Origin of the sequence: Serratia sp. SSNIH1, from assembly GCF_002935055.1 — a bacterium.
GTDB lineage: Bacteria > Pseudomonadota > Gammaproteobacteria > Enterobacterales > Enterobacteriaceae > Serratia > Serratia nevei.
The window spans coordinates 52,546-66,137 of record NZ_CP026385.1 but is presented as its reverse complement, the minus strand read 5'-3'; the positions used below and the strand labels follow the sequence as shown (position 1 = coordinate 66,137).

At 53.1% G+C, this 13,592-nt stretch carries 10 protein-coding genes and 1 pseudogene; 7 read left to right on the top strand and 4 right to left on the bottom strand.

The genetic code is table 11. The features are described from left to right. Nucleotides 1-27 precede the first annotated feature (27 nt). Nucleotides 28-672 (top strand): quinolone resistance pentapeptide repeat protein QnrB19, encoded by a 645-nt coding sequence (locus tag C3F38_RS25975; protein ID WP_012954666.1) that lies wholly within the window; start codon nucleotides 28-30, stop codon nucleotides 670-672. A gap of 489 nt (nucleotides 673-1,161) precedes the next feature. On the opposite strand, the gene C3F38_RS25965 is transcribed toward C3F38_RS25975, so the two are convergent. After that, nucleotides 1,162-2,424, bottom strand: coding sequence for an IS1380-like element ISEcp1 family transposase (locus C3F38_RS25965; protein WP_000608644.1), 1,263 nt, complete (start codon nucleotides 2,422-2,424; stop codon nucleotides 1,162-1,164). A 381-nt stretch (nucleotides 2,425-2,805) separates the two neighbouring features. Here C3F38_RS25965 and C3F38_RS25960 point away from each other — a divergent pair, with 381 nt between their 5' ends. Together C3F38_RS25960 and C3F38_RS25955 are read left to right on the top strand one after the other, a co-directional pair. After that, nucleotides 2,806-3,882, top strand: coding sequence for a methyl-accepting chemotaxis protein (locus C3F38_RS25960; protein WP_072146639.1), 1,077 nt, complete (start codon nucleotides 2,806-2,808; stop codon nucleotides 3,880-3,882). 327 nt (nucleotides 3,883-4,209) lie between these two features. After that, the gene (locus C3F38_RS25955; RefSeq protein ID WP_002210513.1) at nucleotides 4,210-4,971 is read left to right on the top strand and encodes a DeoR/GlpR family DNA-binding transcription regulator; all 762 of its coding nucleotides are present in this window, start codon (nucleotides 4,210-4,212) and stop codon (nucleotides 4,969-4,971) included. 20 nt (nucleotides 4,972-4,991) lie between these two features. Here C3F38_RS25955 and C3F38_RS25950 read toward each other — a convergent pair whose 3' ends face one another. Continuing rightward, a complete protein-coding gene (locus C3F38_RS25950) occupies nucleotides 4,992-5,852 on the bottom strand; it encodes an extended-spectrum class A beta-lactamase SHV-12 (RefSeq protein WP_002904004.1) in 861 nt (286 codons plus the stop codon). 136 nt (nucleotides 5,853-5,988) lie between these two features. On the opposite strand from C3F38_RS25950, the gene C3F38_RS25940 reads away from it, so the two are divergent. The 3 genes and pseudogenes from C3F38_RS25940 (at nucleotide 5,989) to C3F38_RS25925 (ending at nucleotide 8,099) form a co-directional block, all read left to right on the top strand. Then, entirely contained in the window at nucleotides 5,989-6,693 is a 705-nt protein-coding gene (locus tag C3F38_RS25940) for an IS6-like element IS26 family transposase (RefSeq protein WP_001067855.1), read from the top strand. A gap of 39 nt (nucleotides 6,694-6,732) precedes the next feature. Then, nucleotides 6,733-6,831: pseudogene (locus C3F38_RS25935) on the top strand (AAA family ATPase); the annotation flags it as partial. Nucleotides 6,832-7,217: 386 nt separating this feature from the next. Next, a complete protein-coding gene (locus tag C3F38_RS25925) occupies nucleotides 7,218-8,099 on the top strand; it encodes a carbapenem-hydrolyzing class A beta-lactamase KPC-2 (RefSeq protein ID WP_004199234.1) in 882 nt (293 codons plus the stop codon). A gap of 249 nt (nucleotides 8,100-8,348) precedes the next feature. On the opposite strand, the gene C3F38_RS25920 is transcribed toward C3F38_RS25925, so the two are convergent. Both C3F38_RS25920 and C3F38_RS25915 read right to left on the bottom strand, forming a co-directional pair. After that, nucleotides 8,349-9,668: an IS1182-like element ISKpn6 family transposase gene (locus C3F38_RS25920; protein WP_004152397.1), complete on the bottom strand. Its 1,320-nt coding sequence runs from the start codon at nucleotides 9,666-9,668 to the stop codon at nucleotides 8,349-8,351. A 313-nt stretch (nucleotides 9,669-9,981) separates the two neighbouring features. After that, nucleotides 9,982-10,587 carry a recombinase family protein gene (locus C3F38_RS25915; protein ID WP_000509966.1) on the bottom strand — a complete coding sequence of 202 codons (606 nt, stop codon included), beginning with the start codon at nucleotides 10,585-10,587 and terminating at the stop codon, nucleotides 9,982-9,984. Nucleotides 10,588-10,681: 94 nt separating this feature from the next. Between C3F38_RS25915 and C3F38_RS25910 the strand changes: the two genes are divergently transcribed. Beyond that, nucleotides 10,682-13,579: a Tn3-like element Tn5403 family transposase gene (locus tag C3F38_RS25910; RefSeq protein WP_001553819.1), complete on the top strand. Its 2,898-nt coding sequence runs from the start codon at nucleotides 10,682-10,684 to the stop codon at nucleotides 13,577-13,579. The last annotated feature ends 13 nt before the right edge of the window (nucleotides 13,580-13,592 follow it).

Below are 13,592 nucleotides of genomic sequence, written 5' to 3'. Positions count from 1 at the left end.
TTACTGTATAAAAACACAGGCATAGATATGACTCTGGCATTAGTTGGCGAAAAAATTGACAGAAATCGCTTCACCGGTGAGAAAGTTGAAAATAGTACATTTTTTAACTGCGATTTTTCAGGTGCCGACCTGAGCGGCACTGAATTTATCGGCTGCCAGTTCTATGATCGCGAAAGTCAGAAAGGGTGCAATTTTAGTCGCGCAATGCTGAAAGATGCCATTTTCAAAAGCTGTGATTTATCAATGGCAGATTTCCGCAACGTCAGTGCCTTGGGCATTGAAATTCGCCACTGCCGCGCACAAGGCGCAGATTTCCGCGGTGCAAGCTTTATGAATATGATCACCACGCGCACCTGGTTTTGCAGCGCATATATCACTAATACTAATCTAAGCTACGCCAATTTTTCGAAAGTCGTGTTGGAAAAGTGTGAGCTGTGGGAAAACCGCTGGATGGGGACTCAGGTACTGGGTGCGACGTTCAGTGGTTCAGATCTCTCCGGCGGCGAGTTTTCGACTTTCGACTGGCGAGCAGCAAACTTCACACATTGCGATCTGACCAATTCGGAGTTAGGTGACTTAGATATTCGGGGTGTTGATTTACAAGGCGTTAAGTTAGACAGCTACCAGGCATCGTTGCTCATGGAGCGGCTTGGCATCGCTGTGATTGGTTAGTTCAGCGTTTACACCGGGAGATGCGTTTGACGATTTACTTTTAACCAGTACGACTCCTGGCAAGCATTGTGAAACGTTTTCTCCAGTGGACGAATATCCTGACCTACCGCATCAACGACATGCCATCTAATGCTGCATTCTGGACAGGAATTTGATGAATATCTAACCAATTCATTTTCGCGAGAACAACGAATAACCACTCCCGAATCATGAAGCCATGTCTTATTTATAATCTCAACTTCAGCCATGTCATCCCGTTTACTGACATCCTCAATACAAATACCTAAATTCCACGTGTGTTTTTTATTAGCTTCAAAAATCACTATTTCACGAAGAATTTAGACTGCTTCTCACACATTGTAACATTATTTACAACCACCTTTCAATCATTTTTGATAAATCATTGATTTCATCTTTGCTGCAATGATACTTAATAAACTCTGCAAGTTATCCACAGAGCAACACTCAATTTTATTGATGATATTCTTATTATACCAGACATTTTTCATACACTCCCTTGTACGGATAGTTTTCCGACAACTTCATGATTACATATCTTGCGGTTTTGATTATTTTTGCTGCAAGAAATACATACTTCAAACGAAAGGTCTTTATTTGCTGTCTGTATTCTGAAGAGTCCAAGGAATCAAACTTGAACAACAAAAATAGGTTATATGAAAGCATCATCATTTGAAACACGGCTTCATTCGCCCAAAATGACTTTAGCAAGAGATGACCCACCGCCATGTCGTATTTGGCTTCTTTGATATAGTTTTCAGCATTACCACGCTTTTCATAGTATATAACTACTTTTTCAGAAAGCAAGGTAGTATTTGTTACAAAGAAAAAGTAGTCGTATTCGGAACCTTCTAAAAGTGATAATTGTGCTCTTTCTTTTTCTGGTTTCAGTACGCGAGATACGACAAATCTTCTGTCTTTTTCCCATTTAACTAATTTTGTATACAGTTCTGTAGTTTCTCTACCTTCTTCTCCTTTAACGAATACAATTGATGAATTCGTTGCTTGTGAGGTGAGTGTAGAATAACTTTTGGCTTTAATTAAATATTTGCATCCAAGAGATTCTATCGTTTCGATAATTTTTTCATCAAAGTAGCCACTATCCATTCGAAATAAAATTTCTAAATCGTCTGATTTGATGTTAGCAACAATTTCTTTGATCATTTCCGCAGCACCGTTTGCAGTGTAAGTATTGCCACTTCTTACAAATCCGGTAACATATGCTTTTAATTCGTCGCAAAATGCAAATTGGATATTGTAGCATCGGTTTCCCAGTTTCTTAGGATTATATCCTTTTGACGCACCTTCTTGATGACCTTCTACGTTAATTACACTACTATCAATATCAATCGTAATGGATGTCAATTTACTTTTAGTGAGCAGTTTTTTAAAGACTTTAAAATTAATGTCTCTAAACATTTGGGTTGTCTTGAAGTTGAAGTTTCCTAGAAACCGTGACACTGTTTCAGGTTCTTTTACGGAAATATCAAACTCGTTGACGAGGGGATCATTTTGAAGTAGCTTTAGACGTTCTAACTTATCAATGCCAATGAAGTGACCGCAGAGCATGGTCTTTATATGATTCATCTTGATTTTATTTGTTGAGTCATTATCAAATACGAGGTCATTTTCAATAAAATCAAAAATCCCATTGCTTTTTGCATTCTCAAGGAGCAGAAAAAGACCTGCATTTGATGTTAGATTCTTAGCTTTGAAATCAATTTTATTAATCATAATTAGAACCCCTTTTTACTACTTTTCTTACTATTATTTTACCATATATCGAGTCATAAAAGCTGATAATTTAACATATTTTTGAGCACTTTTCTTTCACCCAATGGGTGAAAGCTGAATTTCGAAGGAATGCATATTTATCAAGGCTTTGATTATGCTTTTTGAAGTACTGACGTAGAATCTAGGGCTAAGAATGGTTCGATTGTTGAATACCAGTCTGTAAGGACCAAGCCTGAACCTGAGCAGGTTTTGGCTGCGGAAAAATTATATGCTCAATTGAGAAGCGGGAAGGCCGCGAGGCCGAAATTGGCTGCTAGCTTTTCCGTGAAAATACTCTTGCTCATATGGGGTAGTATTATATCAAGCGCAATGGCTGCCGGCATGCTTACTGATACATCAATAAGCAGCTTATTGTTAGCCACTTTAATGTCAGGAAGCTTAAGCTCTGTTAGTGTTTTGGCTATTCTCTCTCCTCTTGGAAGACTGGTTGAAAGAGCCAGGAATATTTCCAATAACCCATTAAGTCAATCCCTCTACACTGGGCGCACCGATGAGTTTGGCCAAATAGAGTTTGCTTTACGAATGATGCAAGCTGAAACAGGCGCCATAGTAGGTCGCATAGGTGATGCATCAAATCGGCTTAGCGAACACACCCGAGGCCTACTAAAGGATATTGAGTCAAGCAATGTACTTACAGTTGAGCAGCAGGCAGAGACAGATCAAATAGCAACGGCAGTAAACCAAATGGTGGCAAGCATTCAAGAGGTTGCGAGCAATGCACAGCATGCTGCAGATGCGGCCGGAAGAGCAGACACTGAGACGGCATCTGGCCAGCGTCTGGTAGCCCACACAAGCCAGTCAATCACTGCCCTTGAAGGTGAAATTAGGCAAGCCACTCAGGTTATTCATGAGCTTGAAGGTCAAAGTAACGAGATATCAAAAGTTCTTGACGTTATACGAGGGATCGCCGAGCAAACGAATTTGTTGGCACTCAACGCAGCAATTGAGGCCGCGCGTGCTGGTGAGCAGGGGCGTGGTTTTGCTGTTGTCGCCGATGAGGTTCGCAGTCTTGCTGCTCGCACACAGCAATCGACAACGGATATTCAAAGCATGATCAGCGCTCTACAAGAGCGAGCGCAATCCGCTGTTACAGTCATGGAGCAAAGTAGTCGGCAAGCGCACACGAGTGTAGCTCACGCAGAGGAAGCAGCTACAGCTCTTGATGGAATTGGCCAACGCGTTAACGAAATTACCGACATGAACGCGCAAATAGCGACTGCGGTCGAGCAGCAGGGAGCAGTAAGTGAAGACATAAACCGCAGTATTATCAATATACGCGATGCTGCTGATACCAATGTACAGACCGGGCAGAATAATTTGCAAAGTGCGAAATCTGTCGCTCAGTTAACTAGCGCTCTGAGCGAACTGGCAAAACAGTTTTGGGAAAAACGAGGATAACGCTTTTCAGTATCTCGACAGGGATAACTTACTTTACCATCGGTTATCCCTTTTAGCCGCACAAATTTTAGCCATGGCTTTTCAGGAAGTCAGGGCTATCAGAATGGCCTTAGAAAGCCTAGTCAAAGAGCTGTCACGAGAACACCGTTAGCTTAGCGTACGATTTTTTCCGAATTCTGCGGTTCCCCCAAAGAGGCTGCACAGCGGCGATTCTTGCCCTAAAATAGCGTAAAAAACAGCGGCAAAGCGCGATAACAACACCGGGTGTCGCCAGGGCCGTAGCCTGGGTGGTGACGCCTGGTGTGAAAAAATGGTAAGGGGAGAGCGGTGATTCCAATAGAACGACATCAGCGTATTTTAGCCCTGGTGGAGCAGCGTGGGGCGGTAAGCATTAACGAGCTGACGGAGATCCTCGGCGTGTCCCATATGACCATCCGTCGGGACGTCAGTAAACTGGAGGAGCAGGGGCTGCTGGTCAGCGTCTCGGGCGGCGTACGCGCCGTCAGCCGGCTGGCCGCGGAACCCAGTCATCTGGTGAAAAGCACGCTGCAGAGTGAGGAGAAACAGGCGATCGGCGCGCTGGCGGCGAGTCATATCGCTAAAAACAGTTGCATCTATCTGGATGCCGGGACTACCACCCTGGCGCTGGCGCGGGCGATCCTCGACCGGAACGATCTCCAGGTGGTCACCAATGATTTTGAGATAACCCAGCTGCTGATCGATGCCAGCCAGTGCGGCGTGATCCACACCGGCGGCACTCTGTGCCGGGAGAACCGCTCCTGCGTGGGCGAATCGGCGGCGCGTACGTTACGCCACCTGGCTATCGATACGGCCTTTATCTCCGCCAGCGGCTGGGACAGTCGCGGGATATTCACCCCTGATGAGAACAAGGTTACCGTCAAGGAGACCGTCAGCCAGGTCAGCGCGAGAAGCATCCTGCTGTGCGACAGTTCGAAATACAATCAGGTGGCCACGTTTATGGCGTTACCTTTGACCCGGTTCACCACCATCATTACCGACCGGCATCTTTCCGATGCCGCCGCCAGTCATATCGCCCGGCACGCCTGCGAGGTGCTGCGGGCCGGATAACGCGCGCGGCCACCGCCGGGTTAGCGTTGCCAGTGCTCGATCAGCGCCGCGCCGATCCCGGCGATTTGCTGATTTCGCTCGGCCATGCTCGCCGGCGTATCCCGCAGATAAATCACCACAATGCGCTCTGCTTTGTTATTCGGGCCAAGCAGGGCGACAATCCCGCGCGCACCCCGCTTGCTAGCTCCGGTCTTATCGGCGATAAACCAGCCCGCCGGCAGCACGGAGCGGATCAACGGTCCGGCGACCCGATCGTCCACCATCCACTGCAGCAGCTGCCGTTGCGAACGGGCGCTCAGACGCTGGCTGGTCAGCAGCTTGCGCAGGGTCGCGGCCATGCTGGCCGGGGTAGTGGTGTCGCGGGCGTCGCCGGGAAGCGCCTCATTCAGTTCCGTTTCCCAGCGGTCAAGGCGGGTGACGTTGTCGCCGATCTGGCGCAAAAAGGCAGTCAATCCTGCGGGGCCGCCGACGGTGGCCAGCAGCAGATTGGCGGCGCTGTTATCGCTCATGGTAATGGCGGCGGCGCAGAGTTCGCCGACCGTCATGCCGTCGGCAAGGTGTTTTTCGCTGACCGGCGAGTAGTCCACCAGATCCTGCTGGCGATAGTGGATCTTTCGCTCCAGCTGTTCGTCACCGGCATCCACCCGCGCCAGCACTGCGCCGCAGAGCACTACTTTAAAGGTGCTCATCATGGGAAAGCGTTCATCGGCGCGCCAGGCGGTCAGCGTGCGGCCGCTGGCCAGATCCATTTCTATCATGCCTACGCGGCCCGACAGCTGGCTTTCGCTTTGTTTAATTTGCTCAAGCGGCTGCGGGCTGGCGTGTACCGCCAGCGGCAGGGTGGCTAACAGGGAGATAATACACAGGCGAATATAACGCATAACCACAATACATCCTTGAGTGAAGGCCGATAAAGGCGAGTAAAGAAGCGACAAATAAGAATAACCCGGCGTTGGCACTGTTGCAAATAGTCGGTGGTGATAAACTTATCATCCCCTTTTGCTGATGGAGCTGCACATGAACCCATTCAAAGGCCGGCATTTTCAGCGTGACATCATTCTGTGGGCCGTACGCTGGTACTGCAAATACGGCATCAGTTACCGTGAGCTGCAGGAGATGCTGGCTGAACGCGGAGTGAATGTCGATCACTCCACGATTTACCGCTGGGTTCAGCGTTATGCGCCTGAAATGGAAAAACGGCTGCGCTGGTACTGGCGTAACCCTTCCGATCTTTGCCCGTGGCACATGGATGAAACCTACGTGAAGGTCAATGGCCGCTGGGCGTATCTGTACCGGGCCGTCGACAGCCGGGGCCGCACTGTCGATTTTTATCTCTCCTCCCGTCGTAACAGCAAAGCTGCATACCGGTTTCTGGGTAAAATCCTCAACAACGTGAAGAAGTGGCAGATCCCGCGATTCATCAACACGGATAAAGCGCCCGCCTATGGTCGCGCGCTTGCTCTGCTCAAACGCGAAGGCCGGTGCCCGTCTGACGTTGAACACCGACAGATTAAGTACCGGAACAACGTGATTGAATGCGATCATGGCAAACTGAAACGGATAATCGGCGCCACGCTGGGATTTAAATCCATGAAGACGGCTTACGCCACCATCAAAGGTATTGAGGTGATGCGTGCACTACGCAAAGGCCAGGCCTCAGCATTTTATTATGGTGATCCCCTGGGCGAAATGCGCCTGGTAAGCAGAGTTTTTGAAATGTAAGGCCTTTGAATAAGACAAAAGGCTGCCTCATCGCTAACTTTGCAACAGTGCCATATCCTGACCCTGAGCGGCGAAAGCTACCGCTTGAAGGACAAGAGGAAGGCGGGAGTGGTCAGGAAAAATTCCAAACCCGAATGATCCAGGTGGGTCAGTATTACTTTGGTGATTCAGGGGTAAAGTGGGTCAGTTTTCAGTTGGTGTTGACACCGGCGTACCCTCGGTGCTATCTTCGCGCCCCAATAGTCGGGGCTTGGCCAGGACTTCCTGAGGCCGTCCGTAACGTGGATGCCGAGGTCAGGCGAGGTGGCCGACCCATGAACGCCGACCTGATTCGTTTTTCAATAGCGCTGGACGTTGTGGTGCCAGGGACTTACCAACCCGATGTGTGCCCATCCGGGGCAGTTACAGCCGTTACAGCCTCTGGAGAGGGAGCGGCTTGCCGCTCGGTGATAATCCCAGCTGTAGCGGCCTGATTACATCCGGCCGCTACACCTAGCTCCACCTTCAAACAAGGAATATCGTTGATGTCACTGTATCGCCGTCTAGTTCTGCTGTCTTGTCTCTCATGGCCGCTGGCTGGCTTTTCTGCCACCGCGCTGACCAACCTCGTCGCGGAACCATTCGCTAAACTCGAACAGGACTTTGGCGGCTCCATCGGTGTGTACGCGATGGATACCGGCTCAGGCGCAACTGTAAGTTACCGCGCTGAGGAGCGCTTCCCACTGTGCAGCTCATTCAAGGGCTTTCTTGCTGCCGCTGTGCTGGCTCGCAGCCAGCAGCAGGCCGGCTTGCTGGACACACCCATCCGTTACGGCAAAAATGCGCTGGTTCCGTGGTCACCCATCTCGGAAAAATATCTGACAACAGGCATGACGGTGGCGGAGCTGTCCGCGGCCGCCGTGCAATACAGTGATAACGCCGCCGCCAATTTGTTGCTGAAGGAGTTGGGCGGCCCGGCCGGGCTGACGGCCTTCATGCGCTCTATCGGCGATACCACGTTCCGTCTGGACCGCTGGGAGCTGGAGCTGAACTCCGCCATCCCAGGCGATGCGCGCGATACCTCATCGCCGCGCGCCGTGACGGAAAGCTTACAAAAACTGACACTGGGCTCTGCACTGGCTGCGCCGCAGCGGCAGCAGTTTGTTGATTGGCTAAAGGGAAACACGACCGGCAACCACCGCATCCGCGCGGCGGTGCCGGCAGACTGGGCAGTCGGAGACAAAACCGGAACCTGCGGAGTGTATGGCACGGCAAATGACTATGCCGTCGTCTGGCCCACTGGGCGCGCACCTATTGTGTTGGCCGTCTACACCCGGGCGCCTAACAAGGATGACAAGCACAGCGAGGCCGTCATCGCCGCTGCGGCTAGACTCGCGCTCGAGGGATTGGGCGTCAACGGGCAGTAAGGCTCTGAAAATCATCTATTGGCCCACCACCGCCGCCCTTGCGGGCGGCATGGATTACCAACCACTGTCACATTTAGGCTAGGAGTCTGCGCGGCAGAGCCGTGTGACCGGTTTTCTGTAGAGCACTGACGATGGCGGCGGCGCTCTCTGCAATTGGCAAGGCGTCGGCGCCAAGGATACCAATCTTGCGGCGCGCGGCGTGTTATGACGACTGGGGTGCATTTGAGCCGCCCCATTTAACCTTCGCCCTCACAGATACGCCATTCGCCTCAGATTTAGCGCCATGCAGACGAGCTTCCACTCGGCTTGCACCTTGTCCAGGCCCCTCATGCTGAACTGACGCAATCCCATCACCGCCTTGATCCAACCATTCGGAGCCTCCACGATCGACTTGCGCCGGCGGTAAGCTGCATCGCCTTGCTCCGTTTTCAATTTCGCCGCAATCGCCGCCGTATGCGGATGGGTCTTGGCATTGACCTTGGCATCTTCACGTCCCTCGCGGCCGAGGGCAACGATGACATCGCCGTGGTGATCGGCGACCTTTGCCAGAACAGCCTCACTACGGAATCCCGCATCCGCCAGCGTCTGGGCCGGCATTTCTCCGGTGTTGGCCTGAACTGCTGCCAGCATGCCCAGCAGCGCCTGACTGTCCGCGGCGCAGTTGGTCAACTCCGCCGCCACGATGATCTGGTGCTCGGCATCGACCGCTGTGTACCCGTTGTAGCTCTGCTCGGAGCCACCACCGGCGTGTTTCATGATCCGGCTGTCCGGATCGGTGAAGCTTTCCTGATCACGGTCATCCGGCACACCAAACTCGCGTTTGTACGAGCCACCGCCCTTGTCCGAGCCATCCGGATGGCGAGGCCGGCGGCCATCGTCTTCGCTGCGCCCCCGGGCCTGGTCCGCTTCACGCTGGCGCGCTTCCAGGCGCGCCTTTGCCGCCTGGATCGCCTCCAGGCGCTTCTCGCGGCGAGAAATCTCGGCAGGAATGTCCAGCTCCGGCTCGTTACGCTCCTGGTCGTCGGTAGCCTTGGCGCGATCAAGCAGCGCCTTGATCTCGCAATGCAATTCGTCCTCGGCCGGCTTCATGCGCTTATAGCTCATCGCCTTGTGGCGGCTGGCGTTGGCTTTTACCTTGGTGCCGTCGACCGCGATCGTGCCAAGCTTCACCAGCCCACATTCGCGCGCCAGTTGCACCACCTGAACGAACAAATTCTCAAGCTCGGTCAGGTGTAGGGCACGGAAGTCACTCAGCGTGCGGTGGGCCGGGAAGTTTCCAGCGGCCAGCACACGCAACGCGACATCCTCGTACAGCTTCCTGGCTAGTTTGCGCGAAGAGAAGACGCCGCTCGCGTAACCATAGATCAGCACTTTGACCATCATCGCCGGATGAAACGGCTGATTGCCCGGACCACCGCCGGCATACCGGGCGTGGAATGCGCTCAAGTCCAGCGTATCGACAGTCTCGCTGATGAAGTAGGCAAGATGCCCTTCAGGTAGCCACTCTCCCAGAGAAGGGGGCAGCAGATAGGATTGGTCGGGTCGGTAAGGAAGGTAACTGGCAGCCATCCCCGTATCGTCCTCGATCTTCCGCCGATTTGGCTTCTGCCGCGCAGGCTCCTAGGCCACCGTAGCTAAACATACGAGAAAAACCGCTTCTTGAGCGCTCTCTGAGACCACCTTGCCGACAACGCAGAAACGGTTGCGGAAAAATCGGCGTTTCCGGCGTACGCCACCCGACCTGGACGAACTATTGCGGACCTGGAACTGGAGTAGCGGAATTCCCCGGGGTTTCAGCGTCGCGCCACAGCGCCTCAGATAGATGCGGTAGCCTTTGGCGGGTCGTCATGGGGTCGGTTCCGGCTGAGGGCGAAATGACACCCTAAGCGTTAGCTCTGTGTCGTTGCACGATGTCAGCGACGGTATTCTTGCTGATACCGAGCTCGCGTGCGATCCAGCGATAGCTGCGTCCCTCGGCCCTCATCGCAACCACCTTAGGCAAAAGTCGGTCTGATTTTGGTCGCACTCCGGCCTGACGACCAAGCCTCTTACCACGTGCCTTCGCAACAGCAAGGCCTGACTTGACCCGCTCGCTGATGAGATCCCGCTCAAACTCCGCAATGCCGGAAAGAAACGTCGCCAGCATTCGTCCATACGGCGACGAAAGATCGAACGCCATTCCATTCATGGCTATCACGGAAACCTTCCAGTTCTCCAGTTCACGTAGCGTATTGAGCAGATCGAGCGTCGAGCGCCCCCACCGGGAAAGCTCAGTGACCAGGATTGCATCAATTTGTCTGGACTGGGCAAGCGCCAGGACTTTCTTTCGCTCGGCCCGGTCGAGTTTAGTTCCTGAACCTGTTTCCTTAAATATTCCCACCACGTCGTAGCCGGCACGGCCGGCGAAGGCTCGCAGATCAAATTCCTGGCGTTCACAAGACTGATCCGCTGTTGAAACCCGGCAGTAAATGGCGGCACGATGTCCCAATTGAACCCTCCTGGATTTTTGTATCGGAACGCCCTGATTTATATGGGCTGGCTGTTGTCCAAAACAGACTATACTTCAAAAGGGACGAATTTGTATGTCACGACGCCATATTTTCACCGAACGGCAGCGAGCAGCGCTGTTCGATCTGCCCACGGACGAACTGTCGCTACTGAAGTTCTACACGCTGGGCGATGATGACCTGGAAAACATTAGGCAGCGCCGCAGACCGGAAAACAGGATTGGCTTTGCCCTGCAACTTTGTGCCTTACGATATCCGGGCCGTGCACTGGCTCCTGGTGAGATGATCCCGCGTGAAGTCCTTTCCTTCGTCGGTGCTCAGCTTGGAGTTCCGGCTGATGCGCTTCTCACTTATGCCACACGGCGCCAAACCCGTCAGCAGCACATGGACACGCTGCGCGAAATTTACGGCTACAAGACCTTCACGGGCCGTGGTGCCCGTGATCTGCGGGAGTGGACTTTCGGCCAGGCCGAAGATGCCAGATCAAACGAGGATCTTGCTCATCGTTTTATTGTGCGGTGTCGGGAAACTTCCACCATTCTGCCCGCAGTATCGACAATCGAGCGCTTGTGCGCGGATGCTCTGGTCGCCGCTGAGCGGCGGATTGAAACGCGGATTGCGGAAAATTTAACAGCGGATGTTCGCGATCACCTGGACAAACTTCTGAGTGAAATGCTCGCCGGCAATATCAGTCGTTTCATCTGGCTTCGCAACTTCGAGGTTGGTAACAACTCGGCTGCTGCTAACCGTTTGCTCGACAGGCTCGAATTTCTGCGTACCCTGAATATCAATCATAGTGCTTTGGCCAGCATACCTGCCCATCGCATTGCCCGGCTGCGTCGGCAGGGTGAACGCTACTTCACCGACGGTTTGCGTGACATCACTTCGGACCGCCGCTGGGCGATCCTTGCCGTCTGTGTTGTGGAGTGGGAAGCGGCGATTGCTGATGCCATAGTCGAAACCCATGACAGGATCGTAGGAAAAACCTGGCGGGAAGCGAAGCGCCAGCATGACGAAACAATTTCCGGCTCTAAAGCCACACTCACGGATACGATCCGTACCTTCACCGCGCTGGGAGCTTCGTTGCTTGAGGCCCGCAGTGACGGAACCCCGCTGGAGATGGCTGTCGCCAGTTCGGTTGCATGGGACCGGCTCGCTCAACTGGTAGCGACAGGGACTCAACTCAGCAACACGCTAGCCGATGAGCCTCTTGCATATGTCGGGCAGGGATACCATCGCTTTCGTCGTTATGCGCCCCGCATGTTGCGCTGTCTGAAGCTCGAAGCCGCGCCGGTCGCCGGACCATTGGTAGCAGCAGCTTTGTCGATCGGAGAGATGAAAGGTGTTGCATCGCCAGAAAGGCGTTTCCTGCGGCCCAGCTCCAAATGGAACCGTCATTTACGAGCTCAGGAAAAAGGAGATACCCGTCTTTGGGAAGTGGCGGTACTCTTTCACCTCCGGGATGCTTTTCGTTCCGGAGATGTCTGGCTCGCTCATTCGCGCCGCTATGGTGACCTCAAGCAGGTACTGGTGCCGATGATCGCGGCGCAGGAAAATGCAAAACTGGCCGTGCCTTCCAACCCACAGGATTGGCTGGCAGACAGAAAGGCGCGACTCACGATCGCTCTTAAGCGGCTGGCCCGGGCTGCCCGTAACGGCACTATTCCGCACGGTAGCATAGAAGATGGAACGTTGCGGATCGACAGGTTGACAGCAGACGTGCCGGATGGTGCCGAGGCACTCATACTGGATCTGTATCGCCGAATGCCGTCCGTTCGGATTACCGACATGCTGCTTGAAGTTGATGCAGCCCTTGGTTTCACAGATGCGTTTACCCATCTGAGAACCGGGGCTCCATGTCGCGACCGGATCGGTCTGCTCAACGTCCTGCTCGCTGAAGGGCTCAATCTGGGCCTGCGTAAGATGGCGGAAGCTACAAACACGCATGATTACTGGCAGCTCTCACGCCTTGCCCGCTGGCATGTTGAAAGCGAAGCCATGAACCAGGCATTGGCAATTGTGGTGGCCGCGCAGGGTAAACTGCCGATGTCACGCGTCTGGGGGATGGGCACGTCAGCATCGAGCGATGGTCAGTTTTTCCCGACAGCGCGGCATGGCGAAGCCATGAACATGGTCAATGCCAAATATGGTTCTGTTCCCGGCCTCAAAGCGTATACTCACGTAAGCGACCAGTTCGCGCCATTCGCTTGTCAGTCGATCCCGGCGACCGTGAGCGAGGCACCGTATATTCTCGATGGACTACTGATGAACGAGGTCGGTCGCCATGTTCGCGAACAGTATGCCGATACAGCAGGATTCACCGACCATTTGTTCGGAGCCAGTAGCCTGCTCGGCTACAATCTCGTTCTGCGAATCAGGGATCTGCCATCGAAGCGGTTGTACGTATTTAATCCCGATACGACCCCCAGGGAGTTACGCAAGTTGGTAGGTGGAAAAGCCCGGGAGGATCTTATCGTTGCGAACTGGCCTGATATTTTCCGTTGTGCCGCGACGATGACCGCTGGCAAAATCAGGCCCAGCCAACTCCTGCGCAAGCTCGCTTCTTACCCACGACAAAACAACCTTGCAGTTGCGCTTCGTGAAGTTGGTCGTATTGAACGGACCCTTTTCATTATTGAGTGGATCCTGGATACGGACATGCAGCGGCGTGCTCAGATCGGTCTTAACAAGGGAGAGGCCCACCATGCGCTCAAAAATGCGCTCCGTATCGGGAGGCAGGGGGAAATTCGCGATCGCACGACAGAGGGGCAGCACTACCGAATCGCTGGGCTCAATTTATTGACTGCGGTGATCATTTACTGGAATACCGTCCATCTTGGTCATGCCGTCACGGAGCGGCGGAACGAAGGGTTGGATGTTCCCCCTGAATTTCTTCCCCACATATCCCCATTGGGCTGGGCGCACATTCTACTGACTGGCGAATATCTTTGGCCCAAGGAACCGAAAGCTTAGGGTGTCATTTCGC